General features: G+C 69.8%; 24 protein-coding genes. 10 read left to right on the forward strand and 14 right to left on the reverse strand.

Annotated features, from left to right (window positions below):
* The first annotated feature begins 44 nt into the window (after window positions 1-44).
* The 3 genes from HCR12_RS04425 (at window position 45) to HCR12_RS04435 (ending at window position 1,537) form a co-directional block, all read left to right on the forward strand.
* Entirely contained in the window at window positions 45-527 is a 483-nt protein-coding gene (locus HCR12_RS04425) for an acyl-CoA thioesterase (protein ID WP_166869478.1), read from the forward strand.
* A 60-nt stretch (window positions 528-587) separates the two neighbouring features.
* Entirely contained in the window at window positions 588-977 is a 390-nt protein-coding gene (locus HCR12_RS04430; protein WP_166869477.1) for a RidA family protein, read from the forward strand.
* 137 nt (window positions 978-1,114) lie between these two features.
* Complete coding sequence (locus HCR12_RS04435; protein WP_166869476.1) at window positions 1,115-1,537, forward strand: hypothetical protein; 423 nt, start codon at window positions 1,115-1,117, stop codon at window positions 1,535-1,537.
* Between the two features lie 22 nt (window positions 1,538-1,559).
* On the opposite strand, the gene HCR12_RS04440 is transcribed toward HCR12_RS04435, so the two are convergent.
* Window positions 1,560-2,450, reverse strand: a complete 891-nt coding sequence (locus tag HCR12_RS04440) for an acyl-CoA thioesterase (protein ID WP_166869475.1) — start codon at window positions 2,448-2,450, stop codon at window positions 1,560-1,562.
* 52 nt (window positions 2,451-2,502) lie between these two features.
* On the opposite strand from HCR12_RS04440, the gene HCR12_RS04445 reads away from it, so the two are divergent.
* From HCR12_RS04445 to HCR12_RS04455, 3 genes are all read left to right on the forward strand, one after another.
* On the forward strand, window positions 2,503-3,192 hold the full coding sequence (locus HCR12_RS04445; protein WP_166869474.1) for a DUF8185 domain-containing protein: 690 nt from the start codon (window positions 2,503-2,505) through the stop codon (window positions 3,190-3,192).
* 67 nt (window positions 3,193-3,259) lie between these two features.
* Entirely contained in the window at window positions 3,260-4,915 is a 1,656-nt protein-coding gene (locus tag HCR12_RS04450; protein WP_166869473.1) for an FAD-dependent oxidoreductase, read from the forward strand.
* On the forward strand, window positions 4,912-5,220 hold the full coding sequence (locus tag HCR12_RS04455; protein WP_166869472.1) for a rhodanese-like domain-containing protein: 309 nt from the start codon (window positions 4,912-4,914) through the stop codon (window positions 5,218-5,220). Before HCR12_RS04450 ends, HCR12_RS04455 begins: the two co-directional genes overlap by 4 nt.
* 33 nt (window positions 5,221-5,253) lie before the next feature.
* Here the strand turns inward: HCR12_RS04455 and HCR12_RS04460 are convergent, their stop codons facing one another.
* From HCR12_RS04460 to HCR12_RS04515, 12 genes are all read right to left on the reverse strand, one after another.
* Window positions 5,254-6,909, reverse strand: a complete 1,656-nt coding sequence (locus tag HCR12_RS04460; RefSeq protein WP_166869471.1) for an FAD-binding dehydrogenase — start codon at window positions 6,907-6,909, stop codon at window positions 5,254-5,256.
* 70 nt (window positions 6,910-6,979) lie between these two features.
* Window positions 6,980-7,396: a globin gene (locus tag HCR12_RS04465; RefSeq protein ID WP_224763674.1), complete on the reverse strand. Its 417-nt coding sequence runs from the start codon at window positions 7,394-7,396 to the stop codon at window positions 6,980-6,982.
* Window positions 7,393-8,415: a mechanosensitive ion channel family protein gene (locus tag HCR12_RS04470; RefSeq protein ID WP_166869470.1), complete on the reverse strand. Its 1,023-nt coding sequence runs from the start codon at window positions 8,413-8,415 to the stop codon at window positions 7,393-7,395. The genes HCR12_RS04465 and HCR12_RS04470 overlap by 4 nt, the downstream gene beginning before the upstream one ends.
* A 48-nt stretch (window positions 8,416-8,463) precedes the next feature.
* Entirely contained in the window at window positions 8,464-8,823 is a 360-nt protein-coding gene (locus tag HCR12_RS04475; RefSeq protein WP_166869469.1) for a hypothetical protein, read from the reverse strand.
* Between the two features lie 21 nt (window positions 8,824-8,844).
* Window positions 8,845-9,255, reverse strand: a complete 411-nt coding sequence (locus HCR12_RS04480) for a roadblock/LC7 domain-containing protein (RefSeq protein ID WP_166869468.1) — start codon at window positions 9,253-9,255, stop codon at window positions 8,845-8,847.
* The gene (locus tag HCR12_RS04485; protein ID WP_166869467.1) at window positions 9,252-9,809 is read right to left on the reverse strand and encodes a GTP-binding protein; all 558 of its coding nucleotides are present in this window, start codon (window positions 9,807-9,809) and stop codon (window positions 9,252-9,254) included. Before HCR12_RS04485 ends, HCR12_RS04480 begins: the two co-directional genes overlap by 4 nt.
* A gap of 2 nt (window positions 9,810-9,811) precedes the next feature.
* Window positions 9,812-10,819, reverse strand: a complete 1,008-nt coding sequence (locus HCR12_RS13630) for a DUF2510 domain-containing protein (protein WP_224763675.1) — start codon at window positions 10,817-10,819, stop codon at window positions 9,812-9,814.
* Window positions 10,820-10,953: 134 nt separating this feature from the next.
* On the reverse strand, window positions 10,954-13,512 hold the full coding sequence (gene pepN / locus HCR12_RS04495) for an aminopeptidase N (RefSeq protein ID WP_166869466.1): 2,559 nt from the start codon (window positions 13,510-13,512) through the stop codon (window positions 10,954-10,956).
* An 89-nt stretch (window positions 13,513-13,601) separates the two neighbouring features.
* The gene (locus HCR12_RS04500) at window positions 13,602-14,132 is read right to left on the reverse strand and encodes a roadblock/LC7 domain-containing protein (RefSeq protein ID WP_166869465.1); all 531 of its coding nucleotides are present in this window, start codon (window positions 14,130-14,132) and stop codon (window positions 13,602-13,604) included.
* 120 nt (window positions 14,133-14,252) lie between these two features.
* Window positions 14,253-14,843 (reverse strand): hypothetical protein, encoded by a 591-nt coding sequence (locus HCR12_RS04505; RefSeq protein ID WP_166869464.1) that lies wholly within the window; start codon window positions 14,841-14,843, stop codon window positions 14,253-14,255.
* 232 nt (window positions 14,844-15,075) lie between these two features.
* Window positions 15,076-15,474: a roadblock/LC7 domain-containing protein gene (locus tag HCR12_RS04510; protein ID WP_166869463.1), complete on the reverse strand. Its 399-nt coding sequence runs from the start codon at window positions 15,472-15,474 to the stop codon at window positions 15,076-15,078.
* A gap of 11 nt (window positions 15,475-15,485) precedes the next feature.
* Complete coding sequence (locus HCR12_RS04515; protein ID WP_166869462.1) at window positions 15,486-15,917, reverse strand: roadblock/LC7 domain-containing protein; 432 nt, start codon at window positions 15,915-15,917, stop codon at window positions 15,486-15,488.
* Window positions 15,918-16,161: 244 nt separating this feature from the next.
* Between HCR12_RS04515 and HCR12_RS04520 the strand changes: the two genes are divergently transcribed.
* Window positions 16,162-16,647, forward strand: a complete 486-nt coding sequence (locus tag HCR12_RS04520; RefSeq protein WP_166869461.1) for a ribose-5-phosphate isomerase — start codon at window positions 16,162-16,164, stop codon at window positions 16,645-16,647.
* A gap of 3 nt (window positions 16,648-16,650) precedes the next feature.
* On the forward strand, window positions 16,651-17,652 hold the full coding sequence (locus HCR12_RS04525; RefSeq protein ID WP_166869460.1) for an Fpg/Nei family DNA glycosylase: 1,002 nt from the start codon (window positions 16,651-16,653) through the stop codon (window positions 17,650-17,652).
* A gap of 9 nt (window positions 17,653-17,661) precedes the next feature.
* On the opposite strand, the gene HCR12_RS04530 is transcribed toward HCR12_RS04525, so the two are convergent.
* Complete coding sequence (locus HCR12_RS04530) at window positions 17,662-17,931, reverse strand: hypothetical protein (protein WP_166869459.1); 270 nt, start codon at window positions 17,929-17,931, stop codon at window positions 17,662-17,664.
* Window positions 17,932-18,033: 102 nt separating this feature from the next.
* Here HCR12_RS04530 and HCR12_RS04535 point away from each other — a divergent pair, with 102 nt between their 5' ends.
* Window positions 18,034-18,657, forward strand: a complete 624-nt coding sequence (locus tag HCR12_RS04535; RefSeq protein WP_166869458.1) for an FMN-binding negative transcriptional regulator — start codon at window positions 18,034-18,036, stop codon at window positions 18,655-18,657.
* Complete coding sequence (locus tag HCR12_RS04540; RefSeq protein WP_166869457.1) at window positions 18,654-20,135, forward strand: amidohydrolase; 1,482 nt, start codon at window positions 18,654-18,656, stop codon at window positions 20,133-20,135. The genes HCR12_RS04535 and HCR12_RS04540 overlap by 4 nt, the downstream gene beginning before the upstream one ends.
* Window positions 20,136-20,154: the final 19 nt, after the last annotated feature.

Genomic DNA, 20,154 nt, shown 5'->3' on the forward strand with positions numbered 1-20,154 from the left:
GGGATCCTCGTCGGCCGCGGCTTCCGCATCTCGAGGAGGACCGCGTGACCCGCATCCACATCCCCATCCGGCTGCGCTGGAGCGACTTCGACGCGTACGCGCACGTCAACAATGCGGAGATGCTGCGCATCCTCGAGGAGGCGCGCATCGAAGCCTTCTGGCGGCCGGGCCCCACGGTCGCGCCCGAGGACGTGCGCCCGACCGCGGTCATCGACGCGGGACCGAATGCCTCCACGTTCAGCCTCATCGCGCGTCAGGAGATCGAGTACCTCGCTCCCATCCCGTACCAGCGGGCGCCCATCGACGTCGAGCTGTGGATCGGTCGGATCGGCGGTGCGAGCTTCCAGGTCTGCTACGAGATCTACTCACCCGCGGGCGTCGAACCGCGCATCTGCTATACGCTCGCGTCCACAGATCTGGTGCTCGTCGAGGCGGCAACCGGCCAGCCCACGCGCATCCCCCCGGAGATCCGCAAGCTCCTCGCCGAGTACACCGAAGAGCCCGTGCGCTTCCGCAAGCGCTCCTGAACGACGGGCGTCCCAGCCCTGCCAGCCACCACACGACACCCGACCCTGAGAGGAACCACCATGCCCCGCACTCACATCTCGTCCGGATCCGCCTTCGAGGAGAAGATCGGCTACTCGCGTGCCGTCGTCGTCGGCGACACCGTCTACGTCTCGGGCACCACCGGATACGACTACGCCACGGGTGAGATCTCGGACGACGTCGCCGAGCAGGCCGCTCAGACGCTGCGCAACATCCAGGCAGCCCTCGAGCAGGCTGGATCCAGCCTCGACGAGGTCGTGCGCGCCACCTACATGCTCACCGACGGCCGCGACTTCGAGGCGTGCTGGCCCGCCCTGCGCGAGGCGTTCGCCTCCGCCCGCCCCGCCTGCACGATGATCCAGGTTCCGCTCATGGAGCCGGAGATGAAGATCGAGATCGAGGTCACGGCCGTCATCGGCTCCGCCGCCTGACCTACGCCGTCCGGCCGCGCGATGCTCCCGGGGGAGTAGCGCGCGGCCTCCGGTCGGCGGATCCGCTCGGTGCGGGTGCGGCCATAGCCTCGGCGCACAGCGTCGCGTTCGCGTCGCATCCGCCGAAGGAGATCGCCATGACCGCTTCCGCCATGGGCACCGCTTCGGGTGCCCGAGTCACTGCCGCAACCATCGCACTCGCCGCCATCGCCGCTGCTGCGGGCGCGGCGGCGCTGGGCCTCGCCGCACTGCTGCTCGGCGCGGCCCCCGGCTTTCCGCCCGTGCAGCCCATGATCGCGGCACCGTTCGCCGCCGCCGGCACGCTCGCGGCGATCGGAGGCTGGCTGCTCGTCGTGCGATTCGTGCGCCGCTCGGCCGCCGTGCTGCGCGTGCTCGTTCCCGTGGCGCTCGCGCTGTCGTGGATCCCCGATGTCGTGCTGCTCGCGACGGGGTTCGTGCCGGGAGCGACCCCCATCGCGGTCGTCGCCCTCATGCTCATGCATGTGGTCGCCGCGACTGCCGCGGTCTTCGCGGGGCGCCGGATCGCGCCAGCTCGCTGAGAGACGCGGTGGGTGGCCGACGTCAGCTGACGTCGGGGACGCGCACCATGCCCTCCTGGGCGATGGAGGCGACGAGCACGCCGTCGCGGGTGTAGATGCGGCCCATCGACAGGCCGCGGCCGCCCATCGCCGAGGGCGACTCCTGCACGTAGAGCAGCCAGTCATCGACGCGCACCGGGCGGTGGAACCACATCGCGTGGTCGAGGCTCGCCATTCTGAGCCCCGGCTTGATCCACGAGATCCCGTGGGCCCGCAGGATGGGCTCCAGGATCGAGTAGTCGCTCGCATAGGCGAGCGCCGCGCGGTGGAGGTTCTCGTCGTCGGGCAGCGGGCCGATGGTCTTCATCCACACGGCCTGGTGGGGGCGCGGTGACACGTCGGGCGCCATGTAGATGGGCTCGTCGACGTGGCGGATCTCGAACGGGCGGCTGGTCGCCCAGAACTGGGCTGTGGGGTGGTCGACAGCTCCGAGCACCTCGGCGGGTGTGGGGAGGTCCTCCGGAGGTGTGATGCCTTCGGGCATGGGCGCCTGGTGGTCGAGGCCGGGGTCGTCGTCCTGGAACGACGCGATCATCGACAGGATCGGCAGTCCGTTCTGGTGTGCCTGGGTGCGTCGGGTGCTGAACGATCGGCCGTCGTGGATGCGATCGACCGCGAAGGTGATCGGCAGGTTCACGTCGCCCGGGCGCAGGAAGTAGCCGTGGGTGGAGTGGATGAGGCGGTCGGAGGCGACGGTGCGGACCGCGGCCATGATCGACTGCGCGTACACCTGGCCGCCGAAGACGCGTCCGCCCGGCATCCACTGGCTGGGGCCGGTGAAGATGTCCTCGCTCGTCCGTGCACCCGTGTCGGTGAGGTCGAGGGTCGACAGGAGTCCGGCGAGAGGATCGGGGCCGGGCGTCGGGGCGCTCATGGCTCCAGTCTAGGAGCCGGAGGCAGCCGGGCTTCGCTAGGCTGGAGGGGTTGTGACTGGTGCTTTCACTCTCGTCGACCCGACGTCTCTCGATGATCTCCACGTCTTCCTCTCGCGCGCGCAGCGGGTCGAGGACGGTTCCGTGCGCCTGATCGGCGGCGGGGGCGTGCTCGCCGTGTACGCCGCGGTGCTGTACCCCGTGGGGCTTCTGGATGAGACGCCCACCGTGCTGGGGCTGCGTACGTTCGCCCTCGCGAGCCGCGAGGCCTTCGATGTCGTGGTGCCGATCCGCTCGCTCCTGCAGCGTGTCGAGCGTGCTCAGCAGGCGGCGATCGCCGCGATCGATGCGGGCCGCACCGAACCTGTCGATGTCGGCGTTCCGATGCAGGTGCACACGGCCACCTGGGCGGCCATCTCGCCGCCGCGCGGAGGCTGGCGTGAGATCCCGTCGATCGATGCGGCGGTCTTCGAGCAGGTGGCGAAGGCGGGTATCGCCGAGATCGCCGAGATCGTTCCGGATGCCGTGGGTGAGTCGATCGTGCGCAAGGTGCGCGGCGAGGTGTGGGGTCGCGAGATCCCGTCGTTCGAGCATCTTCCGGCGGGTGTCGCATTCGCGGGGCTGAGCCTCGGGTTCCTCGGCGAGGATGCCGTGAAGCTGTTCGAGACGGGCCCCTGGACGCGCCTGACGACCGCGCGCGGTCATGTGCTGGTGAAGCGACGCGCCTGGACTCTCGCGCGCTGACGCACGCGGTGGGCGCCCGTCAGTCGCCCCGCAGCTTGGGATACCCCCGGGGGTATATCCTGGAGGCATGACGTCCTCTCGCAGCATCGTGATCATCGGCGGCGTCGCCGCCGGAATGTCCGCAGCCACGCGCCTCCGTCGGCTCGACGAGAGCGCCCGCATCACCGTGATCGAGCGCGGCGAAGCCGTCTCGCTCGCGACCTGCGGCATGCCCTATGCGATCAGCGGCATCATCTCCTCGCGCGACGACCTGCTGCTGCAGACACCCGAACGGCTCCAGGAGCGCTTCGGTCTCGACGTGCGGATCCGCACCGAGGCCGTCCGGATCGATCGCGAACGCCAGGTGGTCGTCCTTCGGACCGCATCCGGCACCGAGGAGCTCGCCTACGACGACCTCGTGCTCGCCACCGGCGCCGTCCCGCGGGCGCTCGAGGTGCCGGGCGCCGAGCGCGCGATCCCGCTGCGCGGACTCGACGAGCTCGACCGCATTCTCGACGCCGCCGACGGCGCGCAGACGGCCGTGGTCGTCGGCGGCGGTTTCATCGGCATGGAGGTGGCCGAGAACCTGCACGCACGCGGCATCCGCACGGCGATCGTGCACCGCGGAGTTCAGCTCGTCCCCGCACTCGATCCCGAGATGGCATCGCCCGTCACCGACGCCGTGCGCGCGGCGGGCGTCGACGTGCGCCTCGGCGACACGGTTGCGCGCGTCGAGCTCTCGAGCGTCGTGCTCGCGAGCGGCGACGAGCTCCCCGCCGACCTCGTCATCAGCGCCATCGGCGTGCGCCCGGCGAGCGACCTCGCCCGCGACGCGGGACTCGGGATCGGCGCGCACGGCGGCGTGCTGGTCGATGAGGAGCTGCGCACGAACGACCCCGCGATCCGCGCGGTGGGCGATGTCGCCGAGAAGGCGCATGCGATCCTCGGCGGCACTCGCTCGGTGCCGCTCGCCGGGCCCGCCAATCACCACGGCCGACTGGTCGCGGATGCGCTCGCCGGTCGCGAGATCAGCGTTGCGCCCGTGCTCGGCACTGCCATCATGGGCGCCTTCGGCGTCGTGATCGCCGTCGTCGGCGCGACGGAGACGGAGCTGCGCGGCGCGGGCATCCCGCATCGCGTCATCCACACTCACCCGATGAACCACGTCGGCTACTACCCGGGCGCCGAGATGATGGCGCTCAAGCTGCTCGTCGGCGTTGCCGATGACCGCATCCTCGGCGCGCAGGCCGTCGGGGGAGCGGGCGTCGATCGCCGCATCGACGTCATCGCGACGGCGATGCGCGCCGGCATCACCGCATCCGGTCTCGCGGGCCTCGAGCTGGCCTACGCTCCGCAGTTCGGCTCGGCGAAGGATCCGGTCAACATGCTCGGCTACGTCGCCGAGAACCGCCGCGACGGCGAGGGGACGATCCAGTGGCACGAGCTCGATGACGCACTCGCAGCCGGTGCGCGCCTCATCGATGTGCGGGGAGCCGCCCAGCTCGACGAGGGCACGATCCCCGGAGCCGAGTGGATCCCCGTCGAGCAGCTGCGGTCGCGCATCGACGAGCTGCGCGAAGGCCCGGTCGTCGTGCACTGCCGCGTGGGCCAGGGCGCCCACACCGCCATGAAGCTCCTCGAGGCGCACGGCGTCGATGCCGTGAACCTCGACGGCGGCTACCTCACCTGGCGTGCTGCTCAGCGCGTCGGCCTCACCACCTTCGAGAAGGAGACCACCCGATGAACAGCATCACCCCCGCCGACTACGCGGCATCCGACCTCGGCGAGCACATCCTGCTCGACGTCCGCCAGCCCGAGGAGTGGACATCCGCGCACGTCGAGGGCGCGACCCTCATCCCGCTCGGCGAACTCGTCGCGCGACTCGACGAGGTCCCGGCCGATCTGCCGCTGTACGTCATGTGCCACGCGGGCGGGCGCAGCGCCCAGGCGACCGTCTATCTCGAGCAGGCGGGCTACGACGCGACCAACATCGACGGCGGCATCACGGCGTGGATCGAATCCGGTCTTCCCGTGCGACACGGCGCCTGAGCGCAGAGCGTCGCACCCCCTGCCAGCTGGCCGTCAGAGAGCTGCGATGATCGCGCGGCCGGCCTGGCGGCCCGTGAAGAGGCAGCCGCCGAGGAACGTGCCCTCGAGCGACCGGTAGCCGTGCACGCCGCCGCCGCCGAATCCCGCGGCCTCGCCCACCGCGAAGAGGCCGGGGATCGGCCGGCCCTTCGCATCGAGGGCCCGCGACGACAGGTCGGTCTGGATGCCGCCGAGCGTCTTGCGGGTGAGCACGTGCAGCTTCACTGCGATCAGCGGGCGGTGGCGCTCGTCGAGGATGCGGTGCGGCTTCGCCACGCGGATGAGCTTGTCGCCGCGGTAGTTGCGAGCACCGCGCAGGGCGGTCACCTGCAGATCCTTCGTGAAGGCGTTGTCCATCTCACGGTCGCGAGCCTCGAGCTCCTGACGGATCTGCACGGTGTCGAGCTCGACCTCCGGCGCGAGGCGCCGCATCCCCGCGAACAGCTCGTCGAGGGTGTCGGCGACGACGAAGTCCGCGCCCTTCTCCTTGAACGCCTCCACCGCGTCCGTGGCGCCCTTGCCGAGACGCTGGCGCAGCAGCTCCTTGACGCTCTTGCCGGTGAGGTCGGGGTTCTGCTCGCTGCCCGAGAGCGCGAACTCCTTCTCGATGATCGACTGATCGAGGATGAACCACGAGTGGTCGTATCCCGTCTCGCGCAGGTACTCGAGAGTGCCGAGGGTGTCGAAACCGGGGAAGAGCGGAACGGGCAGGCGCTTGCCGGTGGCATCGAACCACATGCTCGACGGGCCGGGGAGGATGCGGATGCCGTGGAGCGGCCACACGGGGGAGTGATTCTCGATCCCCTCGACGTAGTGCCACATCCGGTCGCTGTTGATGAGGCGCGCGCTCGCGTTCTGCGCGATCTGCAGCATGCGGCCATCGACGTGCGCGGGAACACCGGAGAGCATCGACGTGGGGGCGCTGCCCAGCCACTCGGGCCAGAACTTGCGGACGAGGTCGTGGTTGCCGCCGATGCCGCCTGAGGCGACGACCACCGCGGCGGCGTGCACCTCGAAGGAGCCGACCTCGTCGCGGTTGGTGGGTTCGCCGCGCTCCGCGGAGTCGGGGGCGAGGATGGCGCCCGCAGCGCCGACGACCTTGCGGCCCTTCGTGAGGAGCGAGTCGACACGGTGACGGAAGCGCAGCTCCACGAGGCCGCGCTCGACGCCCTCGCGCACGGTCTTGATGAAGGGTTCGAGGAGGCCGGGGCCCGTGCCCCAGGTGATGTGGAAGCGAGGCACCGAGTTGCCGTGGCCGGTGGCGGTGTAGCCGCCGCGCTCGGCCCAGCCCACCACGGGGAAGAACGACACGCCCTTCTCCTTGAGCCAGGCGCGCTTCTCGCCCGCCGCGAACGCGACGTAGGCCTCAGCCCACTCGCGCGCCCAGTCGTCTTCGGGTCGGTCGAACTCGGCGCTCGCGAACCAGTCCTGGCGGGCGAGTTCATGCGAGTCGGAGACGCCCATGAGGCGCTGCTCGGCCGAGTCGACGAGGAACAGTCCGCCGAACGACCACCAGGCCTGGCCTCCCATGCCGGCTTCGGACTCCTGGTCGAGGATGACGACGCGCTTGCCGGCTTCGACGAGCTCGGCGGCCGTGACCAGACCCGAGAGTCCGGCCCCGATGATGATGGCGTCAGCCCGGTCCGTCATGGGTCCCCCGTTGCGTGTGCGATCCGGCGCGCCGGCCGATTCGGTCATCTGACCAAGTCTCGCCTCAAGCCTATCCGGCGCTGTTCACCATGGCGTGCGCGGCACGCTCCAGGTAGTCCCACAGCATGTTCTCGTGCAGCGGGCTGAGCTCGAGCTCGTCGACGGCGACGCGCATGTGCGCGAGCCAGCGGTCACGCGCCTCGAACGTCACGGGGAACGGCGCGTGGCGGATGCGCAGACGCGGGTGGCCGCGCTCCTGGCTGTAGGTGGTCGGGCCACCCCAGTACTGCTCGAGGAACCCGGTGAGCCGCTGGATCGCACCCTCGAGGTCCTCCTCCGGGTACATCGGCCACAGCAGCTCGTCGGTGCGCACGCCTTCGTAGAAGCGCCGCACGAGCTTCTCGAACGTCGGCCGGCCGCCGACCTCCTGCCAGAAGCTCTGCCCGACGACGTCGCCGCCTTCGCCCATCCGCAGCTGCAGGTTCATGTGGTGCCTCCCGCTGGCGGGTTCTTGGGGGTCTTCGGGGCGCGCATGATGCGTGGCCGCCGGCCGGTGGGCTGCACGGGCAGCGGCGTCGTGTTGGGCGGGCGGTGGCCGAGGATCGACCCCGCGCCCTCGTAGCCCGACAGCACGACCGAGTTGAGCGACGGAAGGCGGATGCCTTCGGCATCGAGGGCTCGCTTGAGGCGCGCGCGCAGTTCGCGAGCGACCTCGTCCTTCGCGCTCGTGCGCGTCTTCACGACGAGCCGGATCACGATCGCGTCGGCCGAGATCGATTCGATGCCCCACACTTCGGGGCGCTCCATGATGACGCGCCTCCACTTGCTCTCGGACGCGAGCGCGACAGCAGTGTCGAGGATGATCTTCTGCGCTTCGTCGGTGTCGACGTCGTACGGCACAGCGAGGTCGATGATGGCGCGCGCCCAGCCCTGCGAGAGGTTGCCGACCCGCAGGATCTCGCCGTTGCGCACATGCCACAGGGTGCCGTTGACGTCGCGGATGTCGGTGATCCGGATGCCGACCGCCTCCACGACGCCCGTCGCGGGACCGAGGTCGACCACGTCGCCCACGCCCAGCTGGTCCTCGATGACCATGAAGAGGCCGTTGAGCACATCCTTGACGATGTTCTGCGCGCCGAAGCCGAGACCCGCACCGATCGCGGCGGTGATGAGCGAGAACGCGCCTGCGGCATCCGGGGCGAGCGTCGTCATGACGAGGATCGCCGCGATGATGACGATGATCGTCGTGACGACGCTCGACAGGACGCCGCCGAGCGTGCGGGTGCGCTGCACGACACGCACCGCGGCGAGCGGGGATGCGTTGAGCGCCTGCGTGTCGTCCACGCCCTGCTTCCGCTTCACGCCGTACACGACGGAGTGCACCACCCGGCGGATGACGAACTGCAGCACGCACCATGCGAGGAACGAGCCGATGATGATGAACAGCACCTCGAATGCGGCCGACCACGGCCCGAGGCTCTCCCACCAGGCGGTCAGGGCTTCCATCCCGTCAGCCTATCGACGTCGGCCGTGGGGTCTCTGAACGGCGGGCGCCTAGGCGGAGAGGCCTGCGTCGATGTCCTGGAGGCGGATGCGTGCGAGCGGCAGGTGTGCACGCGAGCGGTCCAGTACGAGGTAGAGGAAGTGGTTCGCGTTGGCGCGCAGCGGACGGATCAGGTGGTGCTGGGTCGTGAGCGTGACGAGGATGTCGTCGATCGTGTCGGTCACCGCGAGGGTGCGCAGGGCCCGACTCTGCGCGCGCACGATCTCGGTCGTGGCGGCCGACGCCGAATCGAGGTCGATGCCGTCTCCCGTGTGGGCGAGCACCATGCCCGTCTCGGTGTCGACGACGGCGGCGCCCATGGCTCCGTCGATGGCGATGAGCTCGGCGAGGGATGCTGCGTACTGCGACATGGTGGTCCTGACGGTGGGGGGCTACTGCGTGGGCTCGAGCGCCACGAGGAGGTCGTCCACGACGCGACGCGAGAGGGAGATCGCCTGACCGACGGCCTCCTCTTCGCCGAACACGGCGGCGAAGCCGATGGGGTGACCGGGGATGCGGCGCATGATGACGCGGCCTTCGGCCGCCTCGATGAGCGAGAAGCGCGACGTGCCGAGGGTGAGCTCGCGCACGACGGCGTCGCTGAGCGCCTGCAGCGAGCTCGCCATGCTGGGCAGGCGCTGCTCGTTCGTCTCGGATTGCGGGTAGCGAGCGATCTCGAAGCCGTCGTCGGTCAGCAGGACCGCCACACGCAACGCCGGGGTGAGCTCGTTGAGCGTCACGAGGGCGCGATTCCCTTCGGCGATGACGTGCGGGTCGCGGTGCGCGGGGAGCGCCTCGCTCATCGAACCGCTCCCGATACGGTCGCACGGGCTTCGATGTCGGCGATGAGCGCCATGAGGAGGGTCGTCATCTGGCGCTCGTCGCGCGCATCCACTTCGAACACGGGTGTCGCGCGCTCGGGAAGCAGAGCCTCGGCGATGCCGTGGAGCTTCTCGACGAGGCCCTTCTGGCCCACGTCGCTGCGTGTGACGCCGATGACGAGGCCGCCGCGGCGGGCGAGGTCGGCGAAGGCGCCCAGGTGGTCGCCCACGAGCACGTGGGGCGCCGGAGCGTCGGCATTGACGAGGATGATGAGCCCCATCGCGCGCTCCTGCAGGATCGACCACATGAAGTCGAAGCGATTCTGACCGGGCACGCCGTACATGCGCACCTTGTCGTCCTGGCCGACGGTGATCTCTCCGTAGTCGAGCGCGACGGTCGTCGTGTCCTTGTCGGCGGTGACGCGATCGGTGTTCGCCGCCTCCGTGGAGACGATCTCGATCTCGCTGAGCGTGCGGATGGCGGTGGTCTTTCCGGCGCCCATGGGGCCGGCGAAGAGAATGACGTGCTCCGCCACAGCTATCCCAGACCCAGTCTGCGGCGCAGGCGGCCGAAGAGGCTCTTGTCGTTGTCGGGCTTCACGGGGGCCGGCGGTTCGTACTGCACGCTCTTCTCAGGGGGCAGGATCTCGAGCGCGTTCATGAGGCTGAGGGCGTTGATGAGCGTTCGCGTCGTCTCGATGGAACGTCCGGAGAACTCAGCCAGCTGCTCGACGGAGAAGATGCCGTTGGAGAGCATCGCGGCCTGGCGCATCTGGTCCATGTCGGGGTTGAGCGTCGTGAGGTTGGGCCAGCGCTGGAGGCGGTAGACGTCGGTGGAGTTGAGCCACGGCGCGAGGCGGGTCGGGAACGCGATCGTTCCGATCTTCCACAGGAGCGCGTCGAGCGCCTCGCCGGGCAGCTCGAAAGCCGGTTCTCCGAGGGGTTCGACGAGGTCGACCGAGACGCGCACGCCGAGGGGGTTCTCGGGGAACAGGTCGAGGCGCAGCGGCCAGGTGAAGGCCTGGTAGCGGGTGTCGACGATCATCGACGGGTGCCCGACGATCTCGAGCTCGATGACCATGGGCACGCGGGCGCTCTGCACGGAGTGGAGCGTGAGCGCTGCTCCCGCCCATCCGAGCTCGGGCGCGTTCTCGGTGCCGGCGGGCAGCGCGGCGGGACCGGTGGCGGTCTTCGCCTGGGCCGCGGGCTTCGCGGGAGCGCCGGACTCGTCGGCGACGGGGGCGGTCGCGGCTGCCGGCTGGGCGGTCGCGGGCTGGGCGGCTGCGGGCTGGGCGGGCTGCGCGGGGCGCACGGGCTCGGCCGGCGGCACGGGTGCCTGAGCTTCTGCGCGCACGGGCTCGGCGTAGGCAGGCTCGGCCTCACGCACGGGCTCGGCGAAGGTCGTCGTCACGACAACCTGCGGGCCGGTGGGCCGACGCGCGTCGGAGGTGTGCTCCGTCCACGCCTGGCCGTCCCACCACCGCAGCTGGGGCAGACCGAGCGGGTCCGGATACCAGCCGGGCTGGACGCTGCCGTCTTCGTTCACAGGTCGCTCAATCTCGTCGGGACTCGGGTTCTGCGGTCACATTCGCTGATGCATCACGTGGCGCTATATCCACAACACGGTACCCAGGTCCGGGGCGCGAAGAGCGCCCCAGACCGGGGGACAGTGCGGGGTCCTCAGCTTAGGGTGTCGCGCGCCTGCGCCGCGAGTGCGCGCTCAACCCCGGCGAGACCTTCGATCACCATGCGGCGAAGTGCAGGGACCTCGGGGTTCGCGTCGAGCCAGGCGCGCGATGCGTCGACGAGCTGCTGCGAGGCGAGGGGTGCCGGGTAGAAGCCCGAGACGATGTACTGCGCGATCTGGAAGTTGCGCTCGTCCCACACGCGACGGATCGCGTCGAAATACTGCGGCACGAGGCTCTCCAGCACGGCCGGGTCGTTCACGTGGGTGAAGCCGAGGGCCATGTTGCGCAGCACGACGTTCGAGATCGTGCCGTCCTCGAGACCTGCCGTGAGGGCGGCGGTCTTCGCCTCGAGGGTGGGGATCGTGGCACGGGCGCGCGCCGCGGCCTGCTGGCCGTTGGCGGTGTCGTCCTTCTCGAGCGCAGCCGCGATCTCGAGCTCGCCTGCCGCACCCACCAGCACGAGGCCCTCGAGCAGCTCCCAGTCGAGGTCGGTGTCGACGGCGAGACCGTCGAGCGCGATCTCGCCCGAGCGCAGGCCCTGCAGGATCGCAGCGTGCTCGGTCGTGGAGGCGACGTTCGCGAAGAACTTCACGAACTGGAACTGCGCATCCGAACCGGCGTCGGCCTGCTGGGCGAGCTGCCAGAGCGCGTCGCCCACCTCGCGCACGACAGCGTCGCGGGTCTCCGGGGCGACGTAGGCGCGAGCCGTCTGCAGGAGCTGGGTGAGCGAGAGGCGGATCGTGGTCGATTCGGTCTCGGCGAGGATGTTGCCCAGCACGAGCTGCACGTAGTCGCGGCCGGCGATCTCGGCGTCGCGCGTCGCATCCCACGCCGAGCCCCACACGAGGGCGCGGGCGAGCGGGTCCTCGATGCGGCCGAGCGCCGAGACCGCGACACGGAACGAATCCTCGTCGAGACGGATCTTGGCGTAGGCCAGGTCGTCGTCGTTCAGCAGCACGAGCGCCGGCTTCGTGAGCCCCACGAGCTCGGCGACGTCGTTCCACTCCTCGGCGAGGAGGTCGAACTCGTGACGGTGCGTGCGCACGAGCGGCGCGTCGGCGGCATCGGAGGCGAACTCGTAGAAGCCGATCGCGATGCGGTGCTGACGCAGCGTCGGGTAGTCGGGGTGAGCCGTCTGACGCACGCGGAAGCTCGTGATGACGCCGTCGGCATCCGTCTCGATCTCGGGCTTCAGGGTGTTCACACCCGAGGTCTCGAGCCACTGCGCCGAGAAGGTGGAGAGGTCGCGGCCGGAGGTCTTCTCGAGCTCGCGCAGCAGATCGCTGAGCTCGGTGTTGCCCCATTCGTGCGCACGGAAGTACGCCCCGACGCCGGCGAAGAACGCGTCGATGCCGACCCATGCGGCGAGCTGCTTGAGCACCGAGCCGCCCTTGGCGTAGGTGATGCCGTCGAAGTTCACCTGCACGTCGTCGAGGTCGCGGATGTCAGCGACGATCGGGTGGGTCGAGGGGAGCTGATCCTGGCGGTACGCCCAGCTCTTCTCCATCGCCTGGAAGGTGGCCCACGCCTCCGTCCACTCGGTGGCCTCGGCGGTTGCGATCGTCGACGCCCACTCGGCGAACGACTCGTTGAGCCAGAGGTCGTTCCACCACTTCATGGTCACCAGATCGCCGAACCACATGTGGGCGAGCTCGTGCAGGATCGTGACGACGCGACGCTCCTTGATCGCGTCGGTCACCTTCGAACGGAACACGTAGGTCTCGGTGAAGGTCACCGCGCCCGCGTTCTCCATGGCGCCCGCGTTGAACTCGGGCACGAACAGCTGGTCGTACTTCTCGAACGGGTAGGGGTAGCCGAACTTCTCCTCGAAGTAGGCGAAGCCCTTGCGGGTGATGTCGAAGATGTAGTCGGCGTCGAGGTAGCCGAAGAGCGACTTGCGCGCGAAGACGCCGAGGGGGATCGTGCGTCCGTCGGAGCTCGTCAGCTCGCTGCGCACGACCTCATAGGGGCCCGCGACGAGCGCCGTGATGTAGCTCGAGATGCGCTTCGTGGCGGGGAACGCCCACGTCGCGGAGCCGTCGCCGTTCGCAGCAGGCTCGGGCGTGGGGGAGTTGCTGACCACCTGCCAGGCCTCGGGGGCGGTCACCGTGAAGCTGAACTCGGCCTTGAGGTCGGGCTGCTCGAAGACGGCGAAGACGCGACGGCTGTCGGGGACCTCGAACTGGGTATAGAGGTACACCTCGCCATCGACGGGGTCGACGAAGCGGTGCAGACCCTCGCCCGTGTTCGTGTACGCGAAGTCAGCGACGACGACGAGCTCGTTCGAGGCCGCGAGCCCGTCGAGCTGGATGCGGGATCCATCGGCGACGCCAGCGCCCAGCTCGACGCCGTTGAGGGTCACCGAGTGCACCTCGTCCGTGATCGCGTCGATGAACGTCGACGCACCCTCTTCGGCGGTGAAGCGCACCGTGGTCGACGAGCGGAAGGTCGTCGGTCCGGTCGTCAGATCGAGCACGACGTCGTAGCTCTGCGTCTCGACGAGCGCCTTGCGCTCCTGGGCTTCGATGCGGGTGAGATTCTCTCCAGGCACGCTTCTGCTCCTTGGTTCGGTGGATCGTGTCCGCAGGCCAGCCTACGGCGCGCGAGGCTCGGCGAACGAGGGTGCCTCGGGGATCCCGGTCAGTCGGCAGGCGGCGCGTCGGATTCGCCCGCGACGCGCGCGATTCGCAGCGCCACGCTGAGGCTCTTCACGAGTCGCGCGGTGAGTGCCATTCCGCGCCCGATGGTGTCGTCGTCGCGCAGCACCGCTGCGAGCACGATCTCGTGATCCGGAACGCGGCGGAACAGAACGCGCCCGCCGTCGGCTTCGATGAGCGCGAGGCCCGTGGTGCCGAGAGCGAGCTCTCGGCTCACGGCCTCGCTGAGTGCCTGCATCGAGCTCGCCATGCTCGCGAGGCGGTGGTCGGGTTCCGCGTCGGTGCGCCGACGAAGCGCCGGGGTGCGAGCGATCTCGAACCCGTCATCGGTGAGCACCATGGCGGCGAGAAGCGACGGGAAGTCGGAGTGCAGCTCGCGCAGCGTGATCGTCGCGGCTTCGATGATCGCGGGGTCGAGATGAGCAGGCAGCGTCGGTTCGGTCCTCGTCGGAGGGGCGTCGACGTCGACGTCACGCGAGGTGCCGTCGGTGGGCGCAGCCGCCGCTGAGATCATGCCTGCTCTCTCCTCGCTGAGGTGCTCCGGGCTCGCGAAGCGTCGTCGAATAAGTTGCACGATAAGACGCTCTGGCGCGCGCCGGGATGCCCAGAGTGGGGGCATACAGGTCTGTCGCGTTCAGTGGCCGAGCTGAGGTACGGGAATCGGGGTGACGACGGGCTCCGGGGTGCGATCGACGAGGGTCTCGGCATCATCGACGGCGCGTCCGAGCATCTCGATGAGCGCGCCATCCGTGTCGCCGATGCAGGCGCGGGAGGCACCCACCACGGCGGTCGCGATGATGAGCTCCGTCGACACGGCGTCGAGTCGCGGATACCGCGACGTGATCGTCGTGAGGTGGTTGCGGGCCCAGCGGGTCGCGTCCGGCACGGCCGAGAGAGCCGCCTGAAGGTCGCTCTGCAGAGTTCCGATGGTCGCGTGACGGCGCTGCAGTCGCACGGCGAGCGCGAGCGCGCCCGCCGCGAGCACGCGCTGGCGTTCCATGCTCGCGATCGGAAGTGCGACGACCGCCGAGCGCAGCGCCACGACCGACCCCATGTCATCCGATCCCGTGAGCCCGACGACGCGGGGGATGAGGGGGATGAGCTCGTCGCGGCGGCTGTCGGCGATCAGATCGTTGACGCCGCGTGCGAGGGCTGCGAGCGTGCCGTCGGTGCATGAGGGATGGTCGCTCCACCGTTCGCCCGCGAGATAGGAGGCGAACTCCATGAAGCAGGCGCCTCGGCGTGGATTCCGGTGTCGACCAGCCGACAGGTGCGGCATGACATCGGGGACGAAAGGAGTGCGGTTGCGCATCGTCATCACCTCGCGGTTCTCGCTTTCGTCCGATTGTGCGCCTCTCGCGCTGAGGAATCCAGGGGTTGCGGAAGGCTCGCAGGTGGTTCTCGAAGACGACGGGAGCCCCGGCCGTCACCGGCCGGGGCTCCCGTCGAACGTCGGGTCAGATACCCACGCCGCCCTCGGTCGTGTCGAGCTGGCGCAGCTTCAGACGGGCCATCGCGAGGTTCGACTTGGCGCGGTCCAGGATCAGGAGCATGAAGACGTCGGGGTACGCCGCGATCGGTCGCACGATGTGGTACTGCGTCTCGAGCGACAGGAGGCTGTCTTCGACGCCTCCGACGAGACCGAGGTTGCGGATGTTGCGCAGCTGCGCACGCATCACCTCGGTGTAACCGGCGGCGGCGAGTTCGACGTCGACACCGGTGCCGCCGCTCGCGACGACCATTCCGGAATCGCTGTCGACGATGGCGGCGGCGAGAGCGCCGTCGATCTGGAGGAGGATCTCGATTCCCTCGTTCGCTCCGCGGGCTTGCTCCTCGTTGACGTTAACTTCGGCCATGGTGGGGTTCCTTACTCTGTGGGGTGGGTCGACGCGGCGAGCTGCGCCGCGAAGTCGGTGATGACGCGGCGAGACGCGAGCAGCGCCTTTCCGGACGTCTCCTCGTCGCCGAACACGGCGGCGAGCACGATGGGCTGCTCTGGCACCCGAAGCAGGAGCACGTGCCCGTCTTCGGCCTCGATGAGGGCGTAGCGTGTCGCGCCGAGCGCGAGTTCCTTGGCGATCGCTTCGGCGAGGGCCTGCAGCGAGCTCGCCATGCTCGCGAGGCGCTGGTTCGCATCGCTCGTTGCGGGGTCGCGGGCGATCTCGAAACCGTCGTCGCTCAGTACGACGGCGACGGTGAATGACGGGCAGGCCTCGCGCAGCTGCACGAGCGCGTCGGTTGCGGCCTCCACGGTCTGCGGATGGCGGTGGGTCGGGACGACCGGGGCGTCGTAGGTCATCTGTGCGCGCTCGCGGCGCACGGGCGGGTGTTCGGCTTCATCGGCTTCTTCTGCGTCGCCCGTCGGCGTGGCGCGGCGGGGCGGTTTCGGGTGGTGCCGCAGCTGCGTTCTCGTGAGAGATGCACGACTGTCAACAAAGTTGAAACCTAGTCAACCGGAGGGATGCTCCTCTCTCCCCAGAGAGGGGGCAGACCGTTCGGATCTCCCACACTCACCGGTCGGCGGGCACGCCTAGAATCTGAGGGTGCGGATCCACATCGCGACTGACCATGCAGGCCTCGAATTCAGCCAGACCCTCCAGCAGCATCTGACGGATGCCGGGCACGAGGTGATCGATCATGGCCCCGACAGCTACGACCCCCTCGACGACTACCCCTCGTTCTGCATCAACGCAGCGCGTGCCGTGGTGCGCGACCAGCGCTCAGGCGCCGAGGCGCTCGGGGTCGTGTTCGGAGGATCCGGCAACGGCGAGCAGATCGCGGCGAACAAGGTGGAGGGCGTGCGCGCGGCGCTCGTCTGGAACCTCTCGACGGCCGAGCTCGCTCGCGAGCACAACGACGCCAACGTGATCTCGATCGGCGCGCGTCAGCACACCGTCGACGAGGCGATCGCGTTCATCGACCGCTTCATCGCGACGCCTTTCCCCGGGGATGAGCGCCACGCACGACGCATCGCGCAGCTCGCCGAATACGAGACGACCGGCCGCATCGTCGGCCACGACATCGAGTAGTCCATGCCCGAGGGGCATTCCGTTCACCGCATCGCTCGGCAGTTCGAGCTGAACTTCACGGGTGCGCCCGTAGCCGTCAGCTCGCCGCAGGGACGTTTCGCCGCGGGAGCCGCCGAGCTCGACGGACATGCCATCGTGCAGGCGAAAGCCGTCGGCAAGCAGATGTTCCTCGAGTTCGACCACGAGCTCTGGCTGCGTGTGCACCTGGGGCTCTACGGCGCATGGGACTTCGCGGGCGACATCTCGGTCGATGACACCCTCGTGTCCGCCAGCGGGCGCATGGGGCAGACCAATCAGCGCGGAACGGTGCCGGGCGCCGCCGACGAGGCGAGCACCGTCATCGGAGCCCATGAGGATTCGCCGTGGTCGATCGGCGCCCCGCGGCGGGCGCGTCTGCGGATGTCGGAGGGCGAGAAGCTCGGCGACCTGTCCGAGACCTGGCCGCCTCCCCCTGTCGGTCAGGTGCGCGTGCGTCTGCTCACCGAGACCGCATGCGCCGACCTGCGCGGGCCGACGGCGTGCGAGGTGCAGACCATCGAGGAGGTCGATCGCCAGATCGCGAAGCTCGGTCCCGATCCGCTGGTGGATGCTCCCGAGGTGGGGGAGGAGCGCTTCGTCGCGGTCGTGCGGCGCAAGCCCACGCCCATCGGGCTGCTGCTGATGGATCAGGCGGTCGTCTCGGGGATCGGCAACGTGTATCGGGCGGAGCTCCTGTTCCGCGCGCGACTCGACCCCTTCCGACCCGGACGCGAGATCCCCGAGGAGCTGGTGCGGGAGCTCTGGCGCGACTGGACGCACCTGCTGCGAATCGGCGTCTCGACAGGGCAGATGCTCACGATGGACGATCTCGACGAGGAGGCGTACCGCAAGGCGCTCGCCTCGCGCGACGACCGCCATTGGGTCTACCACCGCACGGGCGAGCCCTGTCGGGTGTGCGGCACGAACATCGCGATGACCGAGCTCGCGGCGCGGAAGCTCTACTGGTGCCCGAACTGCCAGGTGTGAGCGCCGCTGTCAGCGTGCTGCGCTGATCCGACGCACTCGACCGAGCGCGAGAGCGAGCACGCCCCCGCTGAACGCGACCGCGGCGATTCCGCCGGCGACCAGGGCGTCTTCGCGCACGCCGGTCTCGGCGAGATCCGCGGTCTGGGCGCTTGCCGCCGAGTCATGCGTCGCCCCGGCGTCGCCCTGGGGGTCGGCGTGTGCGGCCGCGGGCGCGAGGGCGAGAGCGATCGCAAGTGCGAGGCTCGCGACGAGCGCGGGGCGGCGGGCGGGGGTCTTCACGGAATCCTCGGGGTAGGTGGAACGGTCAGTCTCCCATCGTGAAGGATGCCGGGTGATTCGTCAACTTTGTTGCGTGCGCGATCAGTCGCGCCACAATGAACCATGCGCCGCACGCCCAACTACCTGCTCACCGACGTCGACGAGGTCAAACGGCTCCTTCGCCGCAACGCCTGGATGACCTTCGTGTCGAACGCCTCCACCGGACTCGTCGCCTCCCACTACGCGACGCTCCTCGAAGAGACCGATGATGACAGCATCTCGATCGTGAGCCACTTCGGGCGTCCCGACGAGGTTGCGCACGAGCTCGGCCAGCACGAAGTGCTCGTCATCGCGCAGGGCCCCCACGGCTACATCACGCCCAACTGGTACGACGACGGCGAGTTCATCCCCACCTGGAATCACGTGACTGCCCACCTCTACGGGGTGCCCGAGATCCTCTCGGACGAGGAGAACTTCGCGATCCTCCAGCGACTCACCGACCACTTCGAGCGCCACACGCCCGACCCGCGCTCGCTGAGCCTCGACGAGACGTACGCCCGCCGCGTCGCGAAGGGCACCGTGGGTCTGCGCATCCGCGTGACGCGCTTCGACGCGCGCGCCAAGCTCAGTCAGGGCAAGGACGACGTGACGCGCGCTCGGATCATCGACGGCCTCCGGGGGGACGGGCCGTACGCCAACGCCGCGCTCGCCAGCGAGATGCAGCGCATCGAGGACCGCCAGGCATGAGCGCACTGCTTCTGGCCGGCGTGCGGATCGTGTCGGCGGAGACGACAGCGTCCGAGCCGGTCGACGTGCTCGTGGAAGACGGCCGCGTCGCGCGGATCGGAGAACGGCTCGACACCCCGGCCGCGCGGCGGCTCGAGCTCGACGGCCGCTTCCTCATGCCCGGCATGTGGGACCAGCACGTGCATGTGGGCCAGTGGGCCGCGCTCGCCCGCCGACTCGACGTCTCACGCGCCCGATCCGCGGCCGAGGCCGCCGCGCTCGTGCGGGCTCGCGTCGATGCGGGTCACCCGACCGACGAAGTGCTCGTCGGATACGGCTTCCGCGACGGACTCTGGCCCGACGCCCCGAGCGCCCAGCTGCTGGCGATGGGCGACGTCGCGGTCGCGCTCGTCTCGGGAGACGTGCACACCGTGTGGTCGAACGAGGCGCTGCTGCGGCGGATGGGTCTGCCCGCGAGCGACTGGTGGCTGGGCGAGCAGGCGGCCTTCGACCTCAACGTGCGCCTGTCAGCGGTCGACGAGGCGACGCTCGACCGCTGGGTCGCGGATGCCGCACGGGCCGCTGCCGCGCGCGGGGTCACCGGCATCGTCGACTTCGAGATGCATGGCGCCGTCGACGCCTGGCCGCGACGCGCAGCCGCGGGGCTGCGCTCGCTGCGCGTGCAGGCCGTCGTCTACCCGGAGGGCCGCGATCGGGTGTCCGCCCTCGGGCTCCGCACGGGCGACGCGATTCCCGGCACCGACGGGCTCGCGACCGTCGGACCGTTCAAGATCTTCACCGACGGGGCGCTCAACTCCCGCACCGCGTGGTGCGTCGACCCGTATCCGGGACAGTCGGGAGCGCACGCACACGGCCTCGCGACGTACGCGGATGCGGAGCTCGTCGAACTCACGCGCGACGTGTGGGCGAACGGCTGGGTGCCGGCGATCCACGCGATCGGCGACCGCGCCGTGACGCAGGCGCTCGACGCCTTCGAGGCGCTCGCGATTCCGGCCGATGCACCCGATCGCGGCCGCATCGAACACGCCCAGCTCGTGCTCCCCGCCGATGTGCCCCGCTTCGCGGCCCTCGGGGTGCGCGCGAGCATCCAGCCGGAGCACGCGATGGATGACCGCGACGTCGCCGACCACCACTGGGCAGGACGCACCGGTCGCGCCTTCCCCTACCGCACGCTGCTCGACGCGGGCGCGGAGCTCGTACTCGGATCCGACGCGCCCGTCGCACCGCTCGATCCGTGGGCGACGCTCGCGGCCGCCGTCACCCGCAGCCGCGATGGCCGAGAGCCGTGGCACCCCGAGCAGGCGCTGTCGCGGGCGGATGCGCTGCGCGCGTCGTGGGGGAGAGTCGCGGGCGTCCAGGTGGGAGGACTCGCCGATCTCGCGATCCTCGACGCCGATCCGCACACCGTCGCATCGGAGTCGCTGCGCACGATGCCCGTGCACGGCACCGTCGCAGCGGGGGAGCCGATCGGCATCTGAGCGAACGCAGAAGGGGCGC

This window comes from Salinibacterium sp. ZJ70 (genome assembly GCF_011751865.2).
Lineage (GTDB): Bacteria > Actinomycetota > Actinomycetes > Actinomycetales > Microbacteriaceae > Homoserinibacter.